This window comes from Bordetella genomosp. 1 (genome assembly GCF_002261335.1).
Classification (GTDB): Bacteria; Pseudomonadota; Gammaproteobacteria; order Burkholderiales; family Burkholderiaceae_B; genus Bordetella.
Map to the genome: position 1 here is coordinate 121,884 of NZ_NEVL01000005.1, position 23,895 is coordinate 145,778.

At 70.5% G+C, this 23,895-nt stretch carries 20 protein-coding genes; 9 read left to right on the top strand and 11 right to left on the bottom strand.

Annotation, left to right across the window (positions count from 1 at the left end):
- Nucleotides 1-12: 12 nt before the first annotated feature.
- Nucleotides 13-681, top strand: a complete 669-nt coding sequence (locus CEG14_RS21320; protein ID WP_094828409.1) for a sce7726 family protein — start codon at nt 13-15, stop codon at nt 679-681.
- Here CEG14_RS21320 and CEG14_RS21325 read toward each other — a convergent pair.
- Nucleotides 676-1,749 carry a beta family protein gene (locus CEG14_RS21325; RefSeq protein WP_094828410.1) on the bottom strand — a complete coding sequence of 358 codons (1,074 nt, stop codon included), beginning with the start codon at nt 1,747-1,749 and terminating at the stop codon, nt 676-678. The two genes, CEG14_RS21320 and CEG14_RS21325, sit on opposite strands and share 6 nt — an antisense overlap.
- Before the next feature lie 199 nt (nt 1,750-1,948).
- Between CEG14_RS21325 and CEG14_RS21330 the strand changes: the two genes are divergently transcribed.
- The gene (locus CEG14_RS21330; protein WP_094828411.1) at nt 1,949-2,854 is read left to right on the top strand and encodes a DMT family transporter; all 906 of its coding nucleotides are present in this window, start codon (nt 1,949-1,951) and stop codon (nt 2,852-2,854) included.
- Here CEG14_RS21330 and CEG14_RS21335 read toward each other — a convergent pair.
- On the bottom strand, nt 2,836-4,635 hold the full coding sequence (locus tag CEG14_RS21335; RefSeq protein WP_094828566.1) for a gamma-glutamyltransferase family protein: 1,800 nt from the start codon (nt 4,633-4,635) through the stop codon (nt 2,836-2,838). The genes CEG14_RS21330 and CEG14_RS21335 overlap by 19 nt on opposite strands.
- Before the next feature lie 20 nt (nt 4,636-4,655).
- Complete coding sequence (locus CEG14_RS21340; RefSeq protein WP_094828412.1) at nt 4,656-6,158, bottom strand: ABC transporter substrate-binding protein; 1,503 nt, start codon at nt 6,156-6,158, stop codon at nt 4,656-4,658.
- 170 nt (nt 6,159-6,328) lie between these two features.
- Here CEG14_RS21340 and CEG14_RS21345 point away from each other — a divergent pair, with 170 nt between their 5' ends.
- Nucleotides 6,329-7,141 (top strand): aminoglycoside adenylyltransferase family protein, encoded by an 813-nt coding sequence (locus CEG14_RS21345; RefSeq protein ID WP_094828413.1) that lies wholly within the window; start codon nt 6,329-6,331, stop codon nt 7,139-7,141.
- A complete protein-coding gene (locus tag CEG14_RS21350; RefSeq protein ID WP_094828414.1) occupies nt 7,138-7,647 on the top strand; it encodes a cupin domain-containing protein in 510 nt (169 codons plus the stop codon). Before CEG14_RS21345 ends, CEG14_RS21350 begins: the two co-directional genes overlap by 4 nt.
- A gap of 12 nt (nt 7,648-7,659) precedes the next feature.
- On the opposite strand, the gene CEG14_RS21355 is transcribed toward CEG14_RS21350, so the two are convergent.
- Nucleotides 7,660-8,610 carry an adenosine deaminase gene (locus CEG14_RS21355; protein WP_094828415.1) on the bottom strand — a complete coding sequence of 317 codons (951 nt, stop codon included), beginning with the start codon at nt 8,608-8,610 and terminating at the stop codon, nt 7,660-7,662.
- A 190-nt stretch (nt 8,611-8,800) separates the two neighbouring features.
- On the opposite strand from CEG14_RS21355, the gene CEG14_RS21360 reads away from it, so the two are divergent.
- A complete protein-coding gene (locus CEG14_RS21360; protein WP_094828416.1) occupies nt 8,801-9,682 on the top strand; it encodes a LysR family transcriptional regulator in 882 nt (293 codons plus the stop codon).
- A gap of 31 nt (nt 9,683-9,713) precedes the next feature.
- Nucleotides 9,714-10,775 (top strand): NAD(P)H-dependent flavin oxidoreductase, encoded by a 1,062-nt coding sequence (locus CEG14_RS21365; protein ID WP_094828417.1) that lies wholly within the window; start codon nt 9,714-9,716, stop codon nt 10,773-10,775.
- An 18-nt stretch (nt 10,776-10,793) separates the two neighbouring features.
- Here the strand turns inward: CEG14_RS21365 and CEG14_RS21370 are convergent, their stop codons facing one another.
- Nucleotides 10,794-11,402: a glutathione S-transferase gene (locus CEG14_RS21370; protein WP_094828418.1), complete on the bottom strand. Its 609-nt coding sequence runs from the start codon at nt 11,400-11,402 to the stop codon at nt 10,794-10,796.
- Between the two features lie 314 nt (nt 11,403-11,716).
- On the opposite strand from CEG14_RS21370, the gene CEG14_RS21375 reads away from it, so the two are divergent.
- Nucleotides 11,717-12,118: a hypothetical protein gene (locus tag CEG14_RS21375; RefSeq protein WP_256985888.1), complete on the top strand. Its 402-nt coding sequence runs from the start codon at nt 11,717-11,719 to the stop codon at nt 12,116-12,118.
- A 70-nt stretch (nt 12,119-12,188) separates the two neighbouring features.
- The gene (locus CEG14_RS21380) at nt 12,189-14,264 is read left to right on the top strand and encodes a TonB-dependent receptor (protein ID WP_094828419.1); all 2,076 of its coding nucleotides are present in this window, start codon (nt 12,189-12,191) and stop codon (nt 14,262-14,264) included.
- A gap of 7 nt (nt 14,265-14,271) precedes the next feature.
- Here the strand turns inward: CEG14_RS21380 and CEG14_RS21385 are convergent, their stop codons facing one another.
- Together CEG14_RS21385 and CEG14_RS21390 are read right to left on the bottom strand one after the other, a co-directional pair.
- Nucleotides 14,272-16,089: an ABC transporter ATP-binding protein/permease gene (locus tag CEG14_RS21385; protein WP_143277254.1), complete on the bottom strand. Its 1,818-nt coding sequence runs from the start codon at nt 16,087-16,089 to the stop codon at nt 14,272-14,274.
- A 111-nt stretch (nt 16,090-16,200) separates the two neighbouring features.
- On the bottom strand, nt 16,201-17,826 hold the full coding sequence (locus CEG14_RS21390; RefSeq protein WP_143277255.1) for an EAL domain-containing protein: 1,626 nt from the start codon (nt 17,824-17,826) through the stop codon (nt 16,201-16,203).
- 177 nt (nt 17,827-18,003) lie between these two features.
- Here CEG14_RS21390 and CEG14_RS21395 point away from each other — a divergent pair, with 177 nt between their 5' ends.
- A complete protein-coding gene (locus CEG14_RS21395; RefSeq protein ID WP_094828421.1) occupies nt 18,004-18,735 on the top strand; it encodes a hypothetical protein in 732 nt (243 codons plus the stop codon).
- 10 nt (nt 18,736-18,745) lie between these two features.
- On the opposite strand, the gene CEG14_RS21400 is transcribed toward CEG14_RS21395, so the two are convergent.
- The 4 genes from CEG14_RS21400 to CEG14_RS21415 form a co-directional block, all read right to left on the bottom strand.
- Nucleotides 18,746-19,717: a LysR family transcriptional regulator gene (locus CEG14_RS21400; protein WP_094828422.1), complete on the bottom strand. Its 972-nt coding sequence runs from the start codon at nt 19,715-19,717 to the stop codon at nt 18,746-18,748.
- Nucleotides 19,718-19,803: 86 nt separating this feature from the next.
- Nucleotides 19,804-20,820: a histone deacetylase family protein gene (locus CEG14_RS21405; RefSeq protein ID WP_094828423.1), complete on the bottom strand. Its 1,017-nt coding sequence runs from the start codon at nt 20,818-20,820 to the stop codon at nt 19,804-19,806.
- Between the two features lie 21 nt (nt 20,821-20,841).
- Nucleotides 20,842-22,158, bottom strand: coding sequence for an MFS transporter (locus tag CEG14_RS21410; RefSeq protein ID WP_094828424.1), 1,317 nt, complete (start codon nt 22,156-22,158; stop codon nt 20,842-20,844).
- 329 nt (nt 22,159-22,487) lie between these two features.
- Entirely contained in the window at nt 22,488-23,723 is a 1,236-nt protein-coding gene (locus tag CEG14_RS21415; RefSeq protein ID WP_094828425.1) for an MFS transporter, read from the bottom strand.
- Nucleotides 23,724-23,895 lie beyond the last annotated feature (172 nt).

Sequence of the window (23,895 nt, forward strand, 5' to 3'; positions counted from 1 at the left end):
TAGAATCCCGGTATGGAAAGACCGCTGAACGAAGCCGACCTGCGCCGCCTGCTGTGCCGCCATATCCGGCGCAGCAACGGGTCGCGTTCCGATGCCTTCATCCCGGAGTATTTCGTCGAGCATGCCTCCCGGCGCGCGGATCTGGTGGTGGCCGGCGCGGCGCTCGCCGCCTTCGAAATCAAGAGCGACCTCGACACGTTGCGGCGTCTGGATGACCAGATCGCGGTGTTTTGCAGATACTTCGAAGTGGTCACGGTGGTGTGTACGGCGCGCCACGCCGACAAGGTGCTTGCCAGCACGCCCGAACGTGTCGGCGTACTTTGCCTGGGCAGTGCGACCGTGCAGACCCTGAGGGCGGCGGCGCCGGCCCAGACGGTAAGCGTGAGCGACTGGCTGTCGCATCTTCCCCTGAAGCAGATCCAACCCATGCTGCGGGCACGGCAGGTCGTCGTTCCTTGTGCCAGCCGGGCCGCGCTCGAGGAGATCGCAGCGCGCGAGCTCACGCCCGAACAGATTCGCGCTGGCGTGCTGCGATACCTCAAGACCGTCAAATGCGCACAACGCCGTTCGGCCGGACGCGAGCGGACTCGCACGCGCGGGCTCCCCGACCCCTACGAGGCCCACGCAAAAATGATGCGGGACTTTCTGGCGTCGCCCATGGCGGCATCTGCGCCGCTATAGGACGTCGTCCTGCCCGTCGAGCACATCGGTCTCTGCATGCGCTATCTGCCGGGAAAGATGCAGGTTCACCCTGACTGCAGTCCAGGACGCGGCTGCCAGGCTGTGGGGGTCGCCGGCAGCGGCCTGCCGAATCATCCGTGCGCCCCAGGCGGCATCCTCGGATAGCGGCGTAAACAAATTCAACAGCGCGCTTGCGATGTCGACATATGCTTCCCTGCGCGCCGCACGCAACGCAGGCCTTCGCTGAAACTGCCAGGCAAAGGGGAACGCGACGTCGATCCTCGGAACCGGCGAACCACCTCCGGTCGAATGACGGATGACGGGGTGCACTGAAGCGTAGTCACCGTAAGCACAGCGGCGTCCATCCGCCTGAACCGATGCGTGAAGCTTTCGCTCCAGGATCTCGAGTACGCCACGCGTTTGCCCGTCGTCCTCGGCATAGTCGCCAAGATACGCTGGAAAACTCGACCCGAGCAGCACGATCATCGCCTGCGGAATCTCATGCCGTATCCGATCGATGACGCGCTGCGCGAGTGCGCTCGCCAAGGGCAATGTGTCACGCACGTATTTCAAGTCTACGTAGACCAGCGCATTGCCGACATCGTCGAGCGCTGAAAGCGCGCCGACGACTAGCGGCAGTTCAGGATCGGGATCACGCACGCGAAAAGCAAGATACTGGTGACGCCGCTCCAACAGCTGCGCCTGACGCACGAACGCCCGAAGCCCGACATCGGGCACGAACTGAGCCACGGGAATCACGCCTTCGAAATCAGCGACGTAATTGCGCCACATCGAAAAATCGTCTGCGGGATCGAGCAGATCCTGCAGGACGTCGGTCCGATGCCTGGGCTCGCGGGTGAGATCGGCCACAAACGGACGCCCCGGTCCCAAGGCGGAAACGCAATTCTCGATGGCGCGGTCGAACGCCACGGCGTTGTGCCACTTGCCCAGCGTGAACAGGGGAATGATGCGTTGTTTGAGTGCATCGTCGAGTTCGCGCAGGCCCTGTATTTCCGCCACGCGTGACATCAATGATGGGTAGTAGAAATGATCCTCGAAGTCGAGCATGGCCGTTTCCTTGCACGTGCAGAGGGGATGTCCCCGGTGCTTTCACACTACGTGCCGGCGCCCGACGAATTCTCTCAAGTGAATCATCCGATCCATCGGGAAGACTACGCAGGACACGAGCCCCCGCTGCAATTTCATTCAAGACCGCCGCGCCGCGGGGCGGCAGACTGGGCCTCCGACTTCATGAGGCCCGGCTGGCATGGCGGCTCGCAATATCGCTTATCTCGAACTCACGCTCGCCATGGTGCTGGTGGGCAGCACGGTGGTGGCCGGCAAGCTGGCGGGCGCGACGGTCGCGCCGCTGACGGCCACCGCGCTGCGGCTCGCGCTCGCCCTGCCGGCGTTCCTGCTGCTGCTGCGCTGGCGCCGCACGCCCCTGCCGGCATTGGACCGGCACGACCGAGTGCTGCTGTGCGTGCAGGCGGCGGCCGGCTCGGTGGGCTACACCGCGTTCCTGCTGGCCGGCCTGGCGCGGCTGCCGGCGGCCGATGCCGGGATCGTGCTCGGCACGCTGCCGGCGGTCTCGGCGCTGCTGGCCGCGACGCTGCCGGGCGAGCGCGCGGGCGCGGCCACCTGGCTGGCCGTTGCGCTCGCAACCATGGGCGTGCTGCTCGTGAGCGGGGCGCGCTCGGGTGCGGCGGGCGTGCCGCTCGATCCGGCCGGGCTGGCGCTGGTGCTGGGCGCGGTGGTGTGCGAGGCGGGGTTCATCCTGGGCGCACGGTGGCTGCGCACGCCGCTGCCGCCCGTGCTGCTGTCGACGCTGCTCGCGGCGCTCGGGCTGCCGCTGGCGCTGGCCGGCGCGCTGCTGTTCGAGGCGCCGTGGCGGGCGCGGCCGGACGCGCAGGCCTGGGCAGCGCTGCTGTACTACGCGCTGGTGCCCACCGTGGCGGGCTTCGTGCTCTGGTACTCCGGGCTGGCGCGGCTGGGCGCGGGCGGCGGCACGCGCGCCGCGGTGTTCACCGCGTTTGCGCCGGTATCCGCGGTGCTGCTGTCGGCGCTGGTGTTGCGCGAGCCCTTGTTGCCCGCGCAACTGGCGGGCATGGGCTGCGTGGCGGCCGCGGCAATGGCTGCCGCGGCCCCGCGGCCTCAGCGGCCGACGGCGTAGGCCTGCATCAGGCGCGGCGTGGCCGCCGCATGCAACAGGCCGTCCGGATCACGGCTGGCGGCGGTGAGCCGGCCGACGCTCCACTCCGGCACTTCCTCGATGCGGTGACCGCGACCGCGCAGGTCGGCGATCACCTCGGCGCCGAACGACGTTTCCACGGCCAGGTGGCCGGGCTTGCGGTCGCGCGGGTAGAACGAGGTCGGGAAATGCAGGGTGTGCGACATCGGCAGGTCGATCGCCTCCTGCAGGTTCAGGCCGTGATGCACGTGGCGCAGGAACAGCTGCAGCTGCCATTGCTCCTGCTGGTCGCCGCCGGGCGTGCCGAACACCATGTAGGGCGCGCCGTCGCGCAGCGCCAGCGACGGCGTGAGCGTGGTGCGCGGGCGCTTGCCCGGCGCGAGCGTGCACGGCAGCTCGGGCACCAGCCAGAACATCTGCGCACGCGTGTTCAGGCCGAAGCCCAGCCCCGGGATCACCGGCGACGACTGGAACCAGCCGCCCGAGGGCGTGGCCGACACCATGTTGCCCCAGCGGTCGATCACGTCGACGTGCGTGGTGTCGCCGCGCTTGGCCGAGGCCCGCATGTCGGCCATGGTCGGCTCGTTCGAGGCCGCGCCGATCTGCGTGACCTTGGACAGGCGCGAGAGCGTGTCCATCACGCGCGCCACCTGCGCCTCGTAGCCGGGCACGATGCCGGGCCGCAACTCGTGCGAGGCCTGCTCGCCGAGCAGCTTGCGGCGCGTGTCGTTGTAGGCGTCGGACAGCAGCGCATCGAGCGGCACGTCCACGAAGGCCGGGTCGCCGTAATAGGCTTCGCGGTCGGCGAACGCCAGCTTCATGGCCTCGGTCACGCGGTGCACGAACTCGGCGCTGGCCGGGCCGGTCGCGCCCAGGTCGCTGCCCTTGAGCAACGCGAGGGTCTGCTGGAACACCGGCCCCTGGCTCCAGGCGCCGGCCTTCGCCACGGTGTAGCCGTGGTAGTCGTAGGTCAGCGGCGCCTCGTAGGTGGCGGACCAGCCGGCCATGTCGTCGGCCCTGAGCACGCCGCGATGGGCACGGCCGCTCTCGTCCATGACCTCGGTGTTGCGCGCGTAGCGGTCGATGGCCTCGGCCACGAAGCCGCGGTAGAAGGCATCGCGGGCCGCGTCGATCTGGCGTTCGCGGTCGCTGCCCGCGGCCTCGGCCTCGTCGAGCACGCGGCGCCAGGTCTGCGCCAGCGCCGGATTGCGGAACAGCTTGCGCGCCTCGGGCACCGCGCCGCCGGGCAGGTAGACCTCGGCGGTGGTGGGCCAGTGCTGCCTGAAGAAGTCGGCCAGCCCGGCGATGGTGTTGCTGATGCGGGGCATCAGCGCGTGGCCGTGCTCGGCGTAGTAGATCGCCGGCTCGAGGGCGTCGCGCACGCGCATCGTGCCGTGGTCGCGCAGCATCAGCATCCAGGCGTCGAACGCGCCCGGGATGACGGCCGGCAACAGGCCGTTGCCGGGGATCAGGTCGAGGCCGAGCGACTGGTAGTGTTCCAGCGTGGCGCCGGCCGGCGTCGGGCCCTGGCCGCACAGCATTTCGGTGCGGCCGGTGCGCACCGAATGGAACACGATGGGCACCTCGCCCGCCGGCCCCACCAGGTGCGGCTCGACGACCTGCAGCACGAAGCCGGCCGCCACGGCGGCGTCGAACGCGTTGCCGCCGCGTTCGAGCAGGCTCATGCCGGCCTGGCTCGCCAGCCAGTGCGTGGAGGTCACCACGCCGAAGGTGCCCAGGATCTCCGGCCGCGTGGTGAACATGCGATGTCCGGACTGGATCGTCATTGCTTGGCCACCTTCACGTCTTTCAGGCGGATCAGGCCGTCGGGATAGGCCACGAAGCCTTCCACCTTCTTCTGCACGCCGAAGACCCAGGGCAGGTAGTAGAGGTAGATCTGCGGACGCTCGGCCTGCATCTTCTGCAGCACCTGCGAGTAGAGCGCACGGCGCTTGCCCTCGTCGGAGATCGAGCGGGCCTCGTCGAGCAGCTTGTCCACCGCCGGATCGCAGAAGCGGCCGTCGTTCAGGTTGCCCTTGCAGCTCACGTACTGGTGGATGTTGCCGCTCGGATCGACGCGGCCCGACCAGCCGGTCTGGCCCACCTCGAAGTCGCCGCGCGACAGCGCCGATTGCAGCGACGCGAACTCGAGCGGGCGCAGCGAGATGTCGAAGCCGGCCTCGGCCGCCATGGCCTGGATCAGCTCGTAGACCTGCTGCATGGTGGTGTTGTTGCCGTAGGTCAGCTCGAACTTGACGCGGTCGTAGCCCGCTTCCTTGAGCAGCGCCTGGGCCTTCTTCGGATCGCGGCCGGCGTGCTCGACGCTCTTGTCGAATGCGAAGCTGGCGGGCGGGAACGGCTGGTGCGCCGGCTGGAACATGCCCTCGCCCACGACCTGGTTGATCACGTCGCGGTCGATCGCGAGCTCGAGCGCCTGGCGCACGCGCGCATCCTTGGCCAGCGGCGTCTTGGCGCGCTCGCCGTTGCCGATGTTGACCGCGAACGACTGGAAGCCCAGCCCGGTGACCGAGGCCAGCACCAGGTTGCGGTCTTCCTTGACGGCCTTGGCGTCGCTCGGCGCGATGCGCTCGACGATGTCCAGCCCGCCCGAACGCAGGTTGTTCAGGCGCACCGTGGCGTCGGGGATCGGCGTGAACACCACGCGATCGAAGTGGTAGCTCGCGGCATCCCAGTACTTGGGGAATTTCTCGAGCACGATGCGGTCGTTCTGCACGCGCTCCTTGAATTGGTAGGGGCCCGAGCACACCGGCTTGCTGCCGGGGTCTTTGTCGAACGAGGCCGGCGAGATCATCATGCCGGCGCGATCGGACAGTTGCGAGAGCAACGAGGCATCCGGCGACTTCAGCGTCAGGACCACGGTCTGCGCATCGGGCGCGGCCACGCTGGCCACGCTGGAAAGCTCGCTCTTGCGGTTGCTGTCGGGCAGCGACATGGCGCGCTCGAGGTTGGCCTTGACCGAGGCGGCATCGACGGCGCTGCCGTCATGGTAGAAGGCGTTCTTGCGCAGCTTGAACGTGAGGGTCTTGCCGTCGGCGCCCGTTTCCCAGGACTCGGCCAGTTGCGGCACGAACTTCAGGTCGGGCGTGATGTCGACCAGGCGATCGCACAGCGAGGCGAACACGATGCGGCCGACGAAGGTGCGGGCGCGGGCCGGATCGAGCACGTCCGGGTCGTCCTGCAGGCCGATGCGAAGCGTGGATTGGGCCGCGGCGACGCCGCTGGCGAGAAGGCCGGCCGCAGCCAGCGCGAGACAGATTTTGCGCATGTGGTGGTTCCCCCGATGTAGCTGTATGGGTGACCGCGCGTCCAGGCCGCGCGGCCAGGGCCGTAATCACACCACATTTGACCGCCCCGGCATAGTGCGGCGCTGCGCCCGCGCTGCGCCCGCGCTGCACCCACAGCGCGGCCGCGACTGGCTTGCTAAGATCGAGCGTCATGAACCCCGCCCTTCCCGCCGCCATCGCCGGCCAACTCGCACAAACCCGCCGCCTGCTCGAGCAACACCTCGGCGCCGACCTGCTCGCGCTGCACCTGTTCGGATCGGCCACCGACGGCGGCCTGCGCCCGGCCAGCGACATCGATCTGCTCGCCACCGTGCGCGCGCCGCTCGCGCCGGCCGCGCGGCTGGCGCTGATGCGCGCGCTGCTGTCCGTGTCGGCCTGGCCGCGCACGGACCCGGCGCTGCGCGCGCTGGAGGTCACGGTGCTGGTGCGCGACGACGTGGTGCCCTGGCGCCACCCGGCCCGGCGCGAGCTGCAGTTCGGCGAGTGGCTGCGCGACGACATCCTGGCGGGCCGGATCGAGGCCGCCGACACCGATCCCGACCTCGCGATCCTGCTGCGCAAGGCGCGCAGCCACGGCGTGGCCCTGCTCGGCCCGGCCGCCTCGGTCTGGTTCGAGCCGGTGCCGCAGCGCGACTTCGTGCAGGCGCTGCGCGACACGATTGCGCAATGGCGCGGCCCCGACGACTGGCTCGGCGACGAGCTCACGGTGGTGCTGGCGCTGGCGCGCATCTGGTACAGCGCCGCCACCGGCGCGATCGCGTCCAAGGACGTGGCCGCGGACTGGGCGCTGGCACGCCTGCCCGCCAGCCTGCGGCCCGTGATGGCGCAGGCGCGCGCGGCCTACCTGGGCGACGCGCCCGACGAACTGGCCCGCGATCCGGCCGCGCTGCAGGCCTTCGTGCCGCAGGTCCGCGCCGAGATCGAGCGGCTGTTGCCTCCCCCCTCGACGACAGGAACCCCATGACCTCTCCCGCCGCCACGCTCATCGCCCGCCTGGGCCTGCAACCGCATCCCGAGGGCGGCCACTATCTCGAGACCTACCGGGCCGGCCTGCGCGTGACGCGGCCCGATGGCGAGGTCCGCGACGCCGCGACCGCGATTCTCTACCTGCTCGACGGCCAGGCCTATTCCGCGTGGCATCGCATCCGCAGCGACGAGACCTGGCATTTCCACGCCGGCCACACGCTGCTGGTGCACGTGCTGCAGGCGGACGGCGCCCTCTCGACGCACCGGCTCGGCAACACGCTGGAGGACGCGCGCGCGGTGTTCCAGGCCACGGTGCCGGCGGGCTGCTGGTTTGCCGCCGAACTGGAGGCGCCCGCCGGCCCGCGCGCCTACGCCCTGGCCGGCTGCACGGTGGCGCCCGGTTTCGAGTTCAGCGAGTTCGAGCTGGCGGATGCCGAGGCGCTGGTGCGCGCCCATCCCGCGCACGCGGCGCTGCTGCGCCGGCTTGCGCCGCGCGCGGGCTGAGCGGCCCGCGCTTCAGGTGGCCAGACGCGCCTTCAGGCTGTTCTCGGCCAGGCGGCTGGCCTGCGCCTGCGTCATGCCGGCGTGCTCGTGCAGCGCCTGGAAGTTCTCGGTCACGTAGCCGCCGAAGTAGGCGGGGTCATCCGAGTTCACCGTCACCATCACGCCCTGCTCGAGCAGCTCGAGGATGTTGTGATCCGACATGTGGTCGAACACCTTGAGGCGCGTGTTCGAGAGCGGACAGACGGTGAGCGGCATCTGCGTGTCGATCAGGTGCTGGATCAGGCGCGGATCCTCGGCGGCACGCACGCCGTGATCGATGCGGCTGACCTTGAGCAGGTTCAGCGCCTCCCAGATGTATTCGGGCGGGCCTTCCTCGCCCGCATGAGCCACGGCGGGGTAGCCCTCGGCGCGGGCGCGCGCGAACACGCGCTCGAACAGGCTGGGCGGAAAGCCCTTCTCGGAACTGTCGAGGCCGACGGCGATGAAGTGGTCGCGAAACGGCAGCGCGGCCTCGAAGGTGCGCATGGCGGCCTCTTCGGGCAGGTGCCGCAGGAAGCTCAGGATCAGGCCGCTGGTCACGCCGAGCTGCCTGCGCCCGTCGTCCAGGGCCTGACTGATGCCGCGGATCACGACCTCGAACGGCACGCCGCGGTCGGTGTGCGTCTGCGGGTCGAAGAACGGTTCAGTGTGCACCACGTTCTGTTCGGCGCACTTCTTCAGGTAGGCCCAGGTCAGGTCGTAGAAATCCTGCTCGGTCTGCAGCACCTGCGCGCCCTGGTAGTACAGGTCGAGAAACTCCTGCAGGTCGCGGTAGTCGTAGGCCGCGCGCAGGCTTTCGACGTCGGGCCAGGGCAGCGCGATGCCGTTGCGCTGCGCCAGCGCGAACAGCAGTTCCGGCTCCAGCGAGCCCTCGATGTGCATGTGCAGTTCGGCCTTGGGCAGGCGGTTGAGCCAGTCGTACATGGTGGTATCCGGTAAAGACATAGTGGGCGCCATTTTACGGGGCGCGCGGCCGGTGCCGCACGGACCTCGCCCGGGCCCCGCCGCCGACGGCGACCGGCAACAAATCCCAAACCCCGATTGATTCAGGATTTTCAATCTCGAATCGAGAATATTTGCTATGCTGGGCCCATCCCCTTCCGGACGGCACATCATGGAACTGGCCGAACTCGACATCTTCCTGGCCGTGGCGCGCGAACAGAGCGTGACGCGCGCCGCCACCGCGCTGGGCCGGGCCCAGTCCAACATCACCACGCGCATCCAGCAGCTCGAGGCCGCGCTGGGCTGCACGCTGTTCACGCGCGACAACCGCCGCATGCGCCTCACGCCCGCGGGCGAACGGCTGGTGCCCTATGCGCGCCGGCTCACCACGCTGGCCCAGGAAACCCGCCAGGTCATGCACGACGACACGCCCAGCGGCGCGTTGCGGCTGGGCGCGATGGAGGCGGCGGCCGCGAGCCGCCTGCCGGGACCGCTGGCGCGCTTCCACGCCGACTGGCCCGAGGTGGCGCTGTCGCTGCGCGCCGGCACCACCGGGGCGCTGGTGCGCGCGGTGCTGGCGCACGAGCTCGACTGCGCCGTCGTCGCCCACCCGGGCGAGGGCCCCGCCCACGCGCTCTCGCTCGACGAGCTCGCGCATGGCCTGCAGGGCGAGTGGCTCTGCACCGAAAAACTGATGCTGGTGTTGCCCGCGCAACATGCGCGCGTGCGCAGCGCGGCCGACCTGCGCGTCGGCAGCGTCGCCGCGTTCGCCCCCGGCTGCACCTACCGCGCCTGCGCCGAGGCCTGGCTGGGCGAGTCCGCCGCCACCCTGCGCGTGGTCGAGCCCGGCTCCTATCACGCCATGCTGGCCTGCGTGCTGGCGGGCCAGGCGCTCAGCGTCATGCCGCAATCCGTGCTCGACCTGATGCCGGAGGCACGCCACGTGCGCACGCAGGCCTTGCGGCCGGTGCACAGTTTTTTCATCCAGCGCCAGGGATTCGACACCGCGGCCAGCCGCAAGCTGATGGCCGCGCTGCAGACCGCCGCGCACTGATTCCACGCCGCCCGTTTCCGGAGACATCGTCATGACCACGCCGCTCGCCACCCGTCTGGGCCTCGCCCTGCCCGTCATCCAGGCCCCGATGGCCGGCGCCGCGCCGCCCGCGCTGGTGGCCGCCGCCAGCAACGCGGGCGCGTTCGGCTTCCTGGGCGTGGGTGCGATGAACGCCGAGGGCGCGCGCCAGGCCATCGCCCAGACGCGCGCGCTCACCGACAGGCCGTTCGGCGTGAACGTGTTCTGCCACGCGCCGGCCCAGGCCGATCCGGTGCGCGAGGCCGCGTGGATCGACTATCTGCGCCCCAGCTTCGCGCGCTTCGGCGCCGAGCCGCCGGCGGCCCTGCACGAGATCTACAGCACCTTCGTCACCGACACGGCGCTGCTCGACGTGCTGCTCGACACGCGTCCCGCCGTGGTGGGCTTTCACTTCGGCCTGCCGGGCGCGGACCGCATCCTGGCGCTGAAGCAGGCCGGGATCCTGCTGATGGCCACCGCCACCTCGGTGGCCGAGGGGCTTGCGATCCAGGCGGCGGGCGTGGACGTGATCGTGGCGCAGGGCATCGAGGCCGGCGGCCACCGCGGCATGTTCGATCCGCAGGCGCCGGACGCCGAGCTCGACACGCTGACGCTGGTGCGGCAACTGGCCGGTGAAGTGTCGCTGCCGCTGGTCGCGGCCGGCGGCATCATGGACGGGTGCGACATCGCCGCCGCGCTGGACGCGGGCGCGCAACTCGCGCAGATGGGCACCGCCTTCGTCGCCTGCCCCGAATCCTCGGCCGACGCGGCCTATCGCCAGGCGCTGGCGCAACCCGAGATCCGCACGGCGCTCACCCGCGCGATCTCGGGCCGGCCGGCACGCGGCATCCACAATGCCCTGATGGCGCTGGGCGAGGCGCCCGGCTGCCCGCCGCTGCCCGACTACCCGATCGTCTACGACGCGGGCAAGGCCCTGAACGCGGCCGCCAAGGCGCGCGGTAACAGCGACTACGCGGCGCAATGGGCCGGGCGCAATGCGGCGCGCTCGCGCGCCCTGCCGGCCGCCGAGCTGATCGCCCTGCTCGGCCAGGAGCTGGCCGCAGCGCGCGCCTGAGCCCGGCGCGGCGCGCGCTCAGGCGTGCGGCAGCGTGGCCTGCATCGAGGCGCGCTGGTTGAAGGCCTCGAACCACTTCGCGGTCTGGGGATGGCCGGCGCGCCAGTCGAGATCCGGAAAGCGGAAATCGAGATAGCCCAGCGCGCAGCCGAAGGTGATGGTGCCGATGTCGACGCGCTCGCCCAGGCCGCCGGCGAGCTGTTCGATGCGCGCCAGGCTGCTGGCGATCTTGTCCATCTGCCCCTTCATCCAGGCATCCCAGCGCAGCTCGGCCGGACGCATCGCGGTCTCGTAGCGCGCCAGCAGCGCCGCGTCGAGCAGGCCGTCGCCCAGCGCCTGCTGCGTGAGCGCATGCCAGCGGGCCCGCCCCTCGCGCGGGAACATCCGGCCATCGGCCTCGCTGTCGAGGTATTCGCAGATCACGCGGCTGTCGTACAGCGCCTCGCCCCCTTCGGTCAGGAAGGTCGGCACCTTGCCCAGCGGATTGCTCGCGACCACGGTCTGGTCACGATTCACGGGGTTGGCCGCGGCCGCCAGCTTTTCGATGCGGCCGGCGACGCCGAGTTCGAGCGCCACGACCATGCACTTGCGCACATAGGGCGACGCGGGCGAGTAAAAGATCTTCATGCACTGCTCCTTCCGGGGTGGGCGGGCGCGGCCGTCGCTGCGGCCGTCGCGTCGAGGGCGTGCCGGCGCCGTGGCGCGGGCAACGAGGCATGGTAAGCGCCGTTGCCGCGCGCGCCAAGCGGATGCGTGCGCAACCGCCGCCGCGCCATACCTGATACACGCGACGCGCGACGCGCCACACGCGACACGCGCGATCATCGCGCGGGCGGACGACGACGCCCGCGCGCAACAGCCACCGCGCCGCGCCCCGGCAGGCCGACCCGCCGCACCATATTTGGAATAACATAACGTTCCATTTCGGCCTCGCGCCCGCCATGCCCGTGTTCCGTCGCTTCCGTTCGCGCCCGCTGCGCGCCCGCCTTGCCCTGCTGGGCCTGGCGTGGCTGATGCTGTGCGCCGCCGGCATGCCGGTGGCGGCCGCCTTGCATGCGCTCGGCCATCTGCCCACGGCCGCGGCCGTGCGCGAGGCGCCGCGCCTGCAGGCGGCGCCGGGCCTGGCCGACGCGGCGCGCGAACGCGCGGGCGACGGCACCGACGCGTCGCATTGCGACCAGTGCGCCGCCTTCGACGCCTTCGAGGCGGCGCTGCTGCCCGACCTGCCCGTGCTGCCGGCCGAGCCGCCCCGGCTCGCCGCCCCCGGCTGGACCCCGCGCATCACCGTCACGACCGCGGCACGCTGGTTCGAGCCGCGCGCCCCGCCCCTGCGGCAATCCTGATTCCGTGCATCGTCTTCATCAATAGCGCGCGGCGCCGCCACCGGCCGCCGCGCCGTTCAGGATTTCCGTCATGTCCCGTCTTTCCGCCCCGCAGCGCGCGCCCCTGCGCGCGCGTCCGCTCGCACTGGCCTGCGCCGGTGCCCTTGCCCTGCTGTCCGTCCACGCCGCCCGCGCCCAGTCCGACGGCGCCGCCACGCTGGCGCCCGTCATCGTCACCGGCAATCCGCTCGGCGACACCCTGTCGCAGCCGTCCACGGTGCTGTCGGGCGACACGCTCGACCTGCGCCACGGCGACACGCTGGGCGACACGCTCAACGGCCTGCCCGGCATCTCCACCACCAGCTATGGCCCGATGGTGGGCCGACCCATCATCCGCGGCATGGACGGCGACCGCATCCGCCTGCTGAACAATGGCATCGGCTCGCTGGACGCCTCCTCGCTGTCGTACGACCACCAGGTGCCGACCGATCCGATGGCCGCGGACCGCATCGAGATCCTGCGCGGCCCCGCCGCCCTGCTCTACGGCGGCAATGCCATCGGCGGCGTGGTCAACACCATCGACAACCGCATCCCGACCGAGGCCGTCGACGGCGTGCAGGGCCAGGTGCAAAGCGAGTTCAACAGCGCCAACGATTCGCGCAGCGGCGGCGCCCGCGTCGAAGCCGGCGACGGCAACTTCGCGCTGCACGCCGATGTGTTCGGCCGCGAGACCAACGAGCTGCGCATCCCGGGCGACGCGCGTTCGGCGCGCCTGCGCGCCCCCGATCCCGACACGCCCTCCGCCCGCGACCGACTGCCCAACAGCGACGGCCGCGACAGCGGCGGCGCCATCGGCATGGGCTGGACCGGCGACAGCGGCTACGCCGGCCTGTCGTACAGCGGCTACGACTCGAACTACGGCTCGGTCGCCGAGCCCGACGTGCGCATCAAGTTGCGCCAGCAACGATTCAACGCCGCCGGCGAGCTGCGCGACCTCGGCGGCCTGTTCACCCGCGTGACCGTCGGCTTCGGCTACACCGATTACCAGCACAAGGAAATCGAAGACGGCGAGACCGGCACGATCTTCCAGAACCGCGGCTACGACGCGCGCATCGAGGCCCAGCATGCCGACATCGGCCCGGTGCGTGGCGTGCTCGGCCTGCAGCTGGGGCAGACGCGCTTCTCCGCGCTCGGCGAGGAGGCGCTGGTGCCCACGGTGGACACCGACAGCCTGGCGCTGTTCGACATGGAGAGCTGGAAGGTCAACGAGCGCCTGACCCTGAGCGCCGGCGCGCGCGCCGAGCTCACGCGCCTCTCGCCCGCGGCGGGCGGCAACGAACGCTTTGCCGGCAGCGGCCGGCGCCGCTTCACCGCCGGCAGCTTCTCGCTGGGCGGCGTCTACCAGCTCGACCCGATCTGGTCGCTGGCGGCCAACGCCTCGTACACGGAACGCGCGCCCACCTTCTATGAGCTGTATGCCAACGGCCCGCACGAGGCCACCGGGCAATACCTGGTGGGCAATGCCGACCTGCGCAAGGAGCGCGCCTGGTCCAGCGACCTGGCGCTGCGCTGGAAGAAGGACGCCAACCGCGGCAGCGTGGGCGTGTTCTACAGCCGCTTCGGCAATTACCTGGCCGAACTCAACACCGGCCGCCTGCGCGACGACGACGGCGAACCGGTCGCGCCCGGCACCGACGACGCGTTGCCCGAGGCGTTCTATCGCGGCGTGCGCGCCGAGTTCTATGGCATCGAGGCGGAGAGCTCCACGCGGCTGTACGCGGGCAACGGCCATGCGCTGGACCTGTCGCTGGGCGGCGACTACACCCACGCGCGCAACGCCGACACCGGCGAGCCGCTGCCCCGCATCGCGCCGCTGCGCCTGATGGCCGGCCTGGACTGGCGCCGTGGCGCCTGGGATGCCGGCGTGTCGGTGACCAAGGCTTTCGCGCAGCACCGCCAGCCCGAGGCCGACGACGCGACCGACGGCTACTACAGCCTCGATGCGCACGCGGGCTATCGCTTCAAGCTGAGCGCCACGCGCTGGCAGGCCTATGTGCGCGGCATCAATCTGACGAACCAGGAGATCCGCTACGCCACCTCGGTGCTGCGCGACGAGGCGCCGCAGGGCGGACGCGCCGTGCTGGTGGGCCTGCGCGGCAACTTCTGACGCGGCGCTACGCCAGCGCCGCGGCGTCGGGCGCGTCGGGCGCGGCGGCGCCCGATGCCGGTATGCCCGATGCCGGTATGCCCGATGCCGGTACGCCCGATGCCGGTATGCCCGCCCCGGCGGGCGCGCCGACCTGCAGCACGCGTGCATGCAGCGCGGCGAGCGACTCGCGATGCGCCACGCTCACCACGGCCGCGCGCGGCAGGCGCGCAAACAGCATCGCGTAGAGCGCCTGCTCGGCGGCCACGTCGAGCGCCGAGGTGGCCTCGTCGAGCAGCACGCAAGCCGGCCGCAACAGGAACACCCGGGCAAACAGCAGCCGCTGGCGCTCGCCCGGCGACAGCTCGCGCGCCCATTCGCGCGCTTCGTGCAGGCGCCCCGCGAGCGCGCCCAGCCCGGCATCGTGCAGCGCCGCGCGGCAGGCCGCGTCGGCATGCGATTCGGCCGGGTCGGGATAGCAGAGCGCCGCCTTGAGCGTGCCGCCCGGCACGTAGGGCGTCTGGGCAAGGAACATCAGGCGCGGCGCGTCGGGCGCCTCGCGCGGCAGCGTGAGCACGCCGCTCGCATGCGGCCACAACCCCGCCAGCGCGCGCAGCAGCGTGCTCTTGCCCGCGCCGGAGGCGCCGCGCACCAGCCAGCGTTCGCCCGGCCCGATGCGGAAGTCGGCCGGCACGTCGAGCCGCCGTCCATCGGGCAGCCACAGCGCGAGCCCGGCCGCCGCGATCGCGTTGCCCTCGTGCCGGATCCGCACGCCGCCCTCGGGCCGCTCGCGCAGATGGCCATCGAACTCGCCCAGCCGGTTCACGGTGGCGCGCCAGTCGGCCAGCGTGCCATAGCTGTTGATGATCCAGGACAGCGCGTCGCTGACCTGGCTGAAGGCATTCTTCAATTGCATCAGCACGCCCAGCGTGAAGGCGCCCGCGAAATAGCGCGGCGCGGCCGCCGCCAGCGGAATCACGATGGCGATCTGCGCGTACACCGAGCTGGCGAACACCAGGCGCTTGGTATAGCGCATCACCTCGCGCCAGTTGGCGCGGATGGCGCCGAACGCGCCGGCCAGCCGCGCCGACTCGGCGGGCGCCCCGCGATAGAACGCGATCTGCTCGGCGTGTTCGCGGATGCGCACCAGCATCACGCGAAAATCGGCCTCGACCTGTTGCTGGCGGTAGTTGATGGGCACCAGCCGCCGGCCGGTGCGATGCACCACCCAGGTGCCCGCGATCGCATACAGCGCCGCCACCCACACCATGTAGCCGGGCACGTCGAGGCCCACGCCGCGCACCGTGAGATGCAGCGCGCCGGAGAGCACCCACAGGATGTGCACGAACGAGAACAGCGTGACCACGGTGGAGAGCAGGTCGAGCGACAGCGCCAGCGTGTTGCTGGCGAGGCTGCGCAGGTCGTCGGCGATGCGCTGGTCGGGGTTGTCGAGCGGCGCCTGCTGCTCGATCCGGTGAAACGCGTTGCCCGACAGCCAGCCGGCCAGGAAGCGGCGCGTGAGCCAGCCGCGCCAGCGCAGCTCCAGCATCTGGCGGTAGTAGATGGCGAGCGTGGAGAGCCCGATGAAGGCGAAGGCCAGGCCGCAGAAGAGCAGCAGGAGATGCTCGAACGCGGGCAGGTCGTGCTTGTCGAGCGCGTCGTAGAAGCGCGCGTACCAGTCGTTGAGCCGCACGTTGATGTAGACGATCGCCAGGTTGATGGCGATGACCAGCCCGAGCAGGCCCAGCGCGCGCCCGCGCTCTTCGGAGACCCAGAATGGCTTGATCAGGGCCCAGGCGCCCGTGGGCGCGGGCCGGCGGACAGCACCGGTGGCGGCATGGGGCATGGTCGCGCCCTCCAGAAAAACCTCTGGGTCTGACCGCGCCGGGCGCGAATGGTTGCACGCGCAGGAGTCCGGGAATGCCGGGCCGCGTTCAGCCTGGCGTCAACCCCCGGTTCAGGCGCGGGGCGCGGGCGCCTGGGGGTCGGGCTCGGCCACCGCCACGCCGGGCGGGGGCTGCTGGCCGGCGCTGGCGTACCAGTCGTTGAACTCCTCCGCCGGCATCGGCCGCGCATAGAGAAAGCCCTGGATCGAGGCCACGCCGCGCGCGCGCAGGTAGTTGAACTGCGCCACGGTTTCGACGCCTTCGGCCACCAGGCCGAGGTCGAGCCGCTGCGCCAGGCCGATGATGGCGTCGAGCACCGGCGCGTCGTCGTCCTCGCGCTCGATGGCGCGCACGAAACCGATGTCCACCTTCAGGTAGTCCACCGGAAAGCGTTCGAGATAGGTGAGCGAACAGTAGCCGGTGCCGAAGTCGTCGATCGCCACCCGCACGCCCTCGCCGCGCACCACCTCGATGTTGTGGCGCGCACGGCCGGCGTCGTCGACCAGGCTGCGCTCGGTGATCTCCAGCACCAGCGTGGGCTGGCGCGTGGCGGAGGCTTCCATGAAGTTGCGCACGTCGTCGAGCAGCACCGGATCCGACAGGTGCGAGGCATGGAAGTTGACCGCCACGCGAAAGCCCGGCGGGATGTCCCATTGCTCCAGGTCGGCGGCGACCAGGCCGAGCAGGTGCTGCGTGAGCGGCACGATCATGCCCTCGGCTTCGGCCATCGGGATGAACAGGTCGGGGCGGATGGTCTCGCCCGGCCGGAACCAGCGCACCAGCGCCTCGACGCCCTCGCACTTGCCGCTGGCCAGGCCATAGATCGGCTGGTAGTGCATGCGGAATTCATTGGCGCGGATGGCGCGCGCGATGCGCACGCGCGCGGGGCTCTCGCTCTGCTGCAGGCGGTAGCAGAGCCACACCAGCAGCGCGCCGATGATGATGCCGACCGGCACGAAGCGCCACAGGGCCTCGGTCCAGCTCTCGCGCAGCTTCTGGTCGGGCGCCCAGATGCTGATCGCGGTCTCGGTGTATTTGCCGCGCGCGCGCTCCTGGTAGAGCAGCACGTCGGCCACCCGCGGCGCGGCCTCGCCGCGTGCCGAGCCCGACAGCGTCATGCCCTGGCCGAGCCGCAGTTCGATGCGGTATTCGCCCAGCGGCGCAACCGCGCGCAGCAGGTCGAGCAGGTATTGGCCGTCGATGATCGCGACCACCGAACGGCCATTCAGGCCGGGCTCGGCCACCAGCAGCGCCGGCCGGTTGGGCGACAGCGCGGTGCCCGGGATCAGCGCCATCCACTGGCCCGGCATGCGCTCGAGCGGCCAGTTGGGGAAGTCGGTGATGGGCAGGTCGATCATGCCGACCGCGGCCGAGCAATAGGCGCGGTCGTTCTGCAGCAGCATGAGCGAACGGAAGTAGGGCTCGGAGGTACTCATGCGGCGCAGCTCGGGCAGCGCCGCCGGACACGACAGCGCCGTCAGGGGCACCAGCTGGTCGACCATGTAGCGCGCCTTGTCGAGGATGTTGTCGACCTGGTTGCGGACCACGTTTGCCGCCACCGCGGCGTCGGCGTGTTCGTGCCGCCGGGCCTCGACCCAACTCAGCAGCACAGCCAGCATCACCGGCACCAGCGCGGCCAGCAGCAACAGCAGCACGCTGGCGAAAGAGGCGCGAAAGCGGATGGTCCTTGCGGGCAAAGGCGGCCTCAAAGGCAGTTATAGGAATCGGACTCGCTAGGCGTCCCGTCGGAACCCGTTACAAGGCTAGCACGGCGGCTGCGTCCTTGGTGCGACCGTGGCCGCCCCGCGACAGCCGCTTTCCGTGTTAACGTCGCCGGCGTTCGCAAATCTTTCGCTGCGACCATGGCTTTGGTATTGGCACGTTTTCTCTTCGGGCTTTCGATCACGCTGGCGGCAGTGCTGGTGCTGCTGCTTGCGGCCGCCCTCGGCCTGCGCATGGTGCGCGGCGTCTTCGGCCGCATGCAGGACGAGCGCCAGCAGGCGATCGCCAGCGGCGTCCTCATCTTCCTCATCGTGGCCGTGGCGCTGGCCCTGATCTATTTCAGCGGCACCTGGCTGCACGGCGCGCTGGGCGACTGGCTGGCGCCGGGCACGGCGCATTGGCTGGGCGACGGCGAACACCTGCCGGCCGGCGCGGTGCTGGGCGCGATCGCCGCCATCGGCCTGCTGGCCTACGCGCCGGCCATCGCGCGGCTGCGCCGCCGCGGCGACGGCGACGACAAGCCCAAGACGGCCGCGCGCAAGACGGCGCAGCAGGGCGAACTCAAGCTCGAGTCGGGCAAGGCGCGCGCCACGGTCAAGGCCACGCCCCGGAAAAAGGCGGCCGCGCCCGCGCCCAAGGGGCCGCGCGTCGCGGTGCTGGGCCGCATCGCCGCCTTCGTGCTGGCGCTCGGCGCGGTGCTGCTCACCTTCTCTTATATCGTCGCGCCCAACGGGCTGCCGCTGCCGCCGGACTGGACGGCGCTGCAGGCCAGCCCGCTGGCCCAGCGCGCGCGGCCCGTCTACCTGACCGCCTACGTGCTGCTGACCGCGGGCGTCGCCCTGCTCGGCGCCTGGTTCATCATCCGCCGGCCCGCGCCGCGCTGAGCGCGCCTCCTCAGCCGATGCGCATCTCCAGCGGCGTGCGCGCCAGGAAGCGCTCGAGCGCCGCCAGGAACACCCGCTCGACCGCCGACAGCCGGCGCTGCCGGTGCCAGGCCACGTACACATCGATCTCGGCAACGCTGTGCTCGGGCGGCAGGCGGCGCAGCTCGCCGGCCACCACGTCCTGGCGGATCATGTGTTCGGGCAGGAAGCTCAGGCCCACGCCGGCCACCACCATGCGGCGGATCTCCTCGATGTGCGGCGAGGTGCCGACGATCCGGCCGCTGAAGCCCTGCTGGTCGCGGAAGATGGTGAGCGGCGACAGCGTGTCGCCGAGCTGGTCGCTGGCGAAGCACACGAAATTCTGGTCGAGCAGGTCTTCGATGCGCACGTGGCGGCGCGAGAACAGCGGATGGTGGCGGCCGCAGACCACCGCGTAGCGGTGCTGCAGGAACAGGCGGCGCTCCAGGCTGTCGATGGCCTTGCGGCACAGGCACAGCCCGATCGCCGGCGTGCGCTTGGTGAGGGCATCCAGGATGGCGGCGCTCTGCATCACATCGACGTAGAACTCGATCTTGGGATAGCGGCGGTGGAACTGCGCCAGGAAATCATCGTAGGCCGGGCTCTGGATCTTGCTCATCACCAGCAGCCGCAAGGTGCCCACCACCTCGCCCTCGTCGTCGGCCGCGGCGCTGTCGATGCGCGCGACCAGCCCGTACATCTCGCGCGCCAGGCCGTAGATCTCTTCGCCCAGGCCGGTGAGCCGGAACTCGCCGCTGCGGCGGTACAGCAGCACCCCGCCCACCGCCTCCTCGAGCCGCTTGAGCGCCTGGCTCACGGCCGGCTGGCTCAGGTGCAGCGCCGTCGCGGCGCGGCCCACGCCGCGCTCCTGCACCACGAACATGAAGGTGCGCAGCAGGTTCCAGTCCATCCGTTCGGGCGCGAGCGGCGTGGCGGCGGTCTTGGGCACGAGGGAAGCGGACATGACGATCGGAATACGGAAAGAGGCGGCCAGCGCCGGAAAGACAAAAGGCGGCCGAAGCCGCCTTTGCCACGCCGGCCCTGCCGCGCTCAGGCGGCGAAGCCGCCGAAAAAGCGTTCGGCGTTGTTCTCCAGACCCTCGATATAGTAGCCCCCTTCCTGCACGATCAAGGTCGGCAGCTTGAAGGCGCCCACGGCGCGGCCGAGGCGTTCGAAGCCGTCGGAGCTCACGGCCACCAGGGCCTGCGGATCCTTCTCGAACACGTCGAAGCCGAGCGACAGCACCAGCGCATCGGGCTGGAACAGCTCGATGACGCGCTGCGCCTGCGTCAGCTTGTCGAAGAACACCGACTCGGGCGAGCGGTGCGGCATGGGCAGGTTGACGTTGTAGCCGTAGCCCTCGCCCTCGCCGCGCTCGTCCTCGAAGCCCGCGACCACCGGGTAGAAGTTCTCGGGATCGCCGTGGATCGACACGTACAGCACGTCGCTGCGGTCGTAGAAGATTTCCTGGATGCCCTGGCCGTGGTGCATGTCGGTGTCGAGGATCGCCACGCGGCCGTACTTCTGGCGCAGCATCTGGCCGGCGATCGCGGCGTTGTTCAGGTAGCAGAAGCCGCCGGCCGCGTCGCGGCGGGCGTGGTGGCCGGGCGGGCGGCAGATCGCGTAGGCGCTCTGGTCGCCGTCGAGCACCGCCTGCGCGCCGGCGATGGCGCTCTGGGCCGACCAGTAGGCCGAGTGCCAGGTGCGCGGGCCGACCGGGCAGCTGCCGTCGGCCAGGTAGCGCGCGGCCTGGGCCAGCACGCCGCGCAGCGCGTTGCGCTCGCGCACGAACACGTTCGACACCACCTCGTTGCCCCAGTCGTCGGGCAGGGCCTTCCAGCGCTCGTGCGCGCTCTGCAGGAACTGCAGGTAGTCGAGCGAGTGCACCGCCGAGATCGCGCCGGCGCCGGCGTCCACCGGCTGCTGCACGTCGAACTTGAGCGCGCGCGCGGCGTCGACCAGCGCGTCCAGGCGCGAAGGCACTTCCTGCGGCGTGCGCATCATGCCGCGCGAGAAATAGGTCTGCGGGTGATGCAGTTTCTGGTCGTCGTGGAAAAACGCTTTCATGTTGCGATTACCCCTGGTTCATTATTGGGCCGCGGCGCCGCCACGGCGCTGCGACAGGAATATGACCGACACCATCGAGAGCAGCGAGATCACGCTGAACAGGACGGCGAGCGGCCACCACTGGCCCTTGAATTGCTGGGCCAGGATGGTGCCCAGGATGGGCGTGAGGCCGCCGAAGATGGCGCCCGAGATCTGATAGGCCATCGAAATGCCGGTGTAGCGGATGCGGGTCGGGAAGGAGTCGCTCACGTAACCCGCGATCACCGCATAGTAGGCGCCCATGAACAGCACGGCCACGCCCACGCCCAGCGTCAGGCTGGTGAGCGAGCCCTGGTCGACCAGCGTGAACATCACGTAGGGCGTGAAGATCGACACGAACGAGGTCAGGAGCAGGAAGCGGCGGTAGCCGATGCGCGAGGCGATGTAGGCCGACAGCGGCGTGATGATGAACTGCATCACCGACACCAGCAGCAGGCAGTCGAGAATGACCGATCGGCTCAGGCCCACGTACTGCGTGGTGTAGGCCAGCATGAAGGTGTTGGTGAAGTAGAAGCCCGCGATGCCCAGCACGTTGGCGCCCACGGCCATGGCCAGCAGGCCCGGCGCGCCGCGCAGCACTTCGAGCAGCGGCGCCTTGTCTTCGGCCGGCTGGGCGGCGGTCTTCTTGCGCTCCTGTTCGGCCAGGAAGTCGGGCGACTCGTTCACGCCCATGCGGATGGCGAAGCCCACGATCAGCAGCGCGGCGCTGAACAGGAACGGCACGCGCCAGCCCCAGTCCATGAAGGTGGCGTCGTCGAGCGAGGTCACGATCTTGAACATGACCATCGACAGGATCAGGCCGGCCGGGCTGCCGAGCTGCGCGAAGGAGGCGAAGAAGGTGCGCTTGTTCTGGTCGGGCGAGTGCTCGCCGGCCATCAGCACGGCGCCGCCCCATTCGCCGCCCACGGCGATGCCCTGGATGAAGCGCAGCACCACCAGCAGGATCGGCGCCCAGATGCCGATCGAGGCGTAGGTCGGCAGCAGGCCGATCAGCACGGTGACCGTGCCCATCATCAGCAGCGTGATGACCAGCGACTTCTTGCGGCCGATGCGGTCGCCGATGTGGCCGAACACGGCGCCCCCCAGCGGACGCGCCAGAAAGCCCACCGCGAAGGTGCCGAACGCGGCCAGGGTGCCGTAGAAGCCGTCGGCCGACGGGAAGAACAGTTTGCCGAACACCAGCGCCGCGGCGGTGGCGTAGATGTAGAAGTCGTACCACTCGATCATGGTGCCGACGAAGGCGGCGACGGACGCGCGCACCGGCTGGTGCTGCGTGGTGGTTTTGGTATTCCCCTGCATGACTCTCTCGAAATGCGAATGTGGCCGGCCAGAAGTGCCAGAACGTCGCCTTTATACGTCTGGCCCCGGCCATAAGAAAAATTCTAAATAATTATTTTCCACATTGATGGTGCTTATGTGAAAGCCCTGTGCGGCGCGCCATCCCGCCCCCTCGGCGACACCCCGGCGAGCCACAATACGCTTTTATATCAAGGCACTGCAAAATACGGCCGGATCCGTGTGCCGCGTTCGCGGGCGGCGCCGCGCGGGCGAAAAAAAGGCGTCCAACCGCGCGGGTTCGACGCCTTCCCTAGGGAAATCCCTGGTGCGCACGCGGCCCGCCGCGGGCCTCAGGCGGCGGGCGGATCGAGCGAACGGAGCCGGCGCAGCTCCGGGAACCACCACATCCACAGCCCCGCCACCAGCATCGTGCCGACCCCGCCCAGTACCACCGCCGGCACGGCGCCGAACAGGGCCGCCGTCAGGCCCGATTCGAACTCGCCCAGCTGATTCGAGGTGCCGATGAAGAGCGTGTTGACCGCGCTCACGCGGCCCAGCATCTCGTCGGGCGTATGCAGCTGCACCAGCGAGGACCGCACCACCACGCTGATCGAGTCGGAGGCGCCCAGCACCATGAGCGCCACGATCGAGATCGGCACCGAGCGCGACAGCCCGAAGGCGATGGTGGCCAGGCCGAACAGGAACAGCGCGCCGAACAGCAGGCGGCCGATGTGGCTGCCCAGCGTCATGCGCGCCAGCACCAGCGACATGAGGGCCGCGCCGCAGGCGGGCGCCGCGCGCAGCGCGCCCAGCGCCCACGGGCCCGCATCGAGCACGTCCTTCGCGAACAGCGGCAGCAGTGCGGTGGCGCCGCCCAGCAGCACCGCGAACAGGTCGAGCGACAGCGTGCCCAGCAGGATGCGCCGGCTGGCGATGAAGGAGATGCCGGCGAACAGCGTGCGCCAGGTGGTCGGCGCCTTGCGCGGCGGCGCGCGCTCGGTGCGCACGCCGGCGATGCAGAGCAGGCCGCCGACATAGAGCGCCGCGGCCACGCAATAGACCCAGCCCGCGCCGGCCGAATAGCCGATGCCGCCGAGCGCGGGCCCGGCGATCTGGGCGACCTGGTTGGTGGAAGCCGACATGGCGGTGGCGCGCGCGATCCAGTCGCGCGGCACCAGGGCCGGGATCAGGGTGGGCAGCGTGGGCGCCTCGAAGGCGCGCGCCGCGCTCATGACGATGACCGTGAGGTAGACCAGGGCCTTGCCGCCCACGCCGTGCAGGGCGGTGAGCGCGAGCAGCAACGCGGCCAGCGCCTCGACCGCCATGCAGAGCGCCACGATCTTGCGCCGGTCGTAGCGGTCGGCGACGTGGCCGACCACCAGGGTGAGGCACATCATGGGCAGGAACTGCGCCAGCCCGATCAGCCCCAGGTCGAGCGGACTGCCGGACAGCGCATAGATCTGCCAGCCGACCGCCACCGACACGATCTGATAGGACAGCGAGGCGCAGAAGCGCGCCGCGAGAAAGCGCCGGAACGCGGGGCGCGTGAGCGGGTCAGGCTGCGAGGCAGCCGCGAGAGTCGACATCGGAAGGGGCGGCCGGCGGCCGTGCCGAAAGGACGAGTCGCGGATTGTAGGGAGCCGCGCCTGACGAACGCCCTAAGCCGGCGCCAGCGCGGTGCGCGCCGCACCACGGCTGTGCGCTTCCTGGTGCGCCGCGCGGGCGGCTCTACACTCGCGGCGCGCACCAGCGCGACTC

Bases quoted from the DNA above. Each gene is read 5' to 3' on its own strand.
- CEG14_RS21400 (WP_094828422.1), bottom strand. From the start codon at position 19,717: ATGTCCGCTTCCCTCGTGCCCAAGACCGCCGCCACGCCGCTCGCGCCC.
- CEG14_RS21350 (WP_094828414.1), top strand. From the start codon at position 7,138: ATGACCTCTCCCGCCGCCACGCTCATCGCCCGCCTGGGCCTGCAACCG.
- CEG14_RS21360 (WP_094828416.1), top strand. From the start codon at position 8,801: ATGGAACTGGCCGAACTCGACATCTTCCTGGCCGTGGCGCGCGAACAG.
- CEG14_RS21320 (WP_094828409.1), top strand. From the start codon at position 13: ATGGAAAGACCGCTGAACGAAGCCGACCTGCGCCGCCTGCTGTGCCGC.
- CEG14_RS21405 (WP_094828423.1), bottom strand. From the start codon at position 20,820: ATGAAAGCGTTTTTCCACGACGACCAGAAACTGCATCACCCGCAGACC.
- CEG14_RS21325 (WP_094828410.1), bottom strand. From the start codon at position 1,749: ATGCTCGACTTCGAGGATCATTTCTACTACCCATCATTGATGTCACGC.
- CEG14_RS21330 (WP_094828411.1), top strand. From the start codon at position 1,949: ATGGCGGCTCGCAATATCGCTTATCTCGAACTCACGCTCGCCATGGTG.
- CEG14_RS21415 (WP_094828425.1), bottom strand. From the start codon at position 23,723: ATGTCGACTCTCGCGGCTGCCTCGCAGCCTGACCCGCTCACGCGCCCC.
- CEG14_RS21355 (WP_094828415.1), bottom strand. From the start codon at position 8,610: ATGTACGACTGGCTCAACCGCCTGCCCAAGGCCGAACTGCACATGCAC.
- CEG14_RS21370 (WP_094828418.1), bottom strand. From the start codon at position 11,402: ATGAAGATCTTTTACTCGCCCGCGTCGCCCTATGTGCGCAAGTGCATG.
- CEG14_RS21335 (WP_094828566.1), bottom strand. From the start codon at position 4,635: ATGTTCACCACGCGGCCGGAGATCCTGGGCACCTTCGGCGTGGTGACC.
- CEG14_RS21380 (WP_094828419.1), top strand. From the start codon at position 12,189: ATGTCCCGTCTTTCCGCCCCGCAGCGCGCGCCCCTGCGCGCGCGTCCG.
- CEG14_RS21410 (WP_094828424.1), bottom strand. From the start codon at position 22,158: ATGCAGGGGAATACCAAAACCACCACGCAGCACCAGCCGGTGCGCGCG.
- CEG14_RS21340 (WP_094828412.1), bottom strand. From the start codon at position 6,158: ATGCGCAAAATCTGTCTCGCGCTGGCTGCGGCCGGCCTTCTCGCCAGC.
- CEG14_RS21385 (WP_143277254.1), bottom strand. From the start codon at position 16,089: ATGCCCCATGCCGCCACCGGTGCTGTCCGCCGGCCCGCGCCCACGGGC.
- CEG14_RS21375 (WP_256985888.1), top strand. From the start codon at position 11,717: ATGCCCGTGTTCCGTCGCTTCCGTTCGCGCCCGCTGCGCGCCCGCCTT.
- CEG14_RS21365 (WP_094828417.1), top strand. From the start codon at position 9,714: ATGACCACGCCGCTCGCCACCCGTCTGGGCCTCGCCCTGCCCGTCATC.
- CEG14_RS21345 (WP_094828413.1), top strand. From the start codon at position 6,329: ATGAACCCCGCCCTTCCCGCCGCCATCGCCGGCCAACTCGCACAAACC.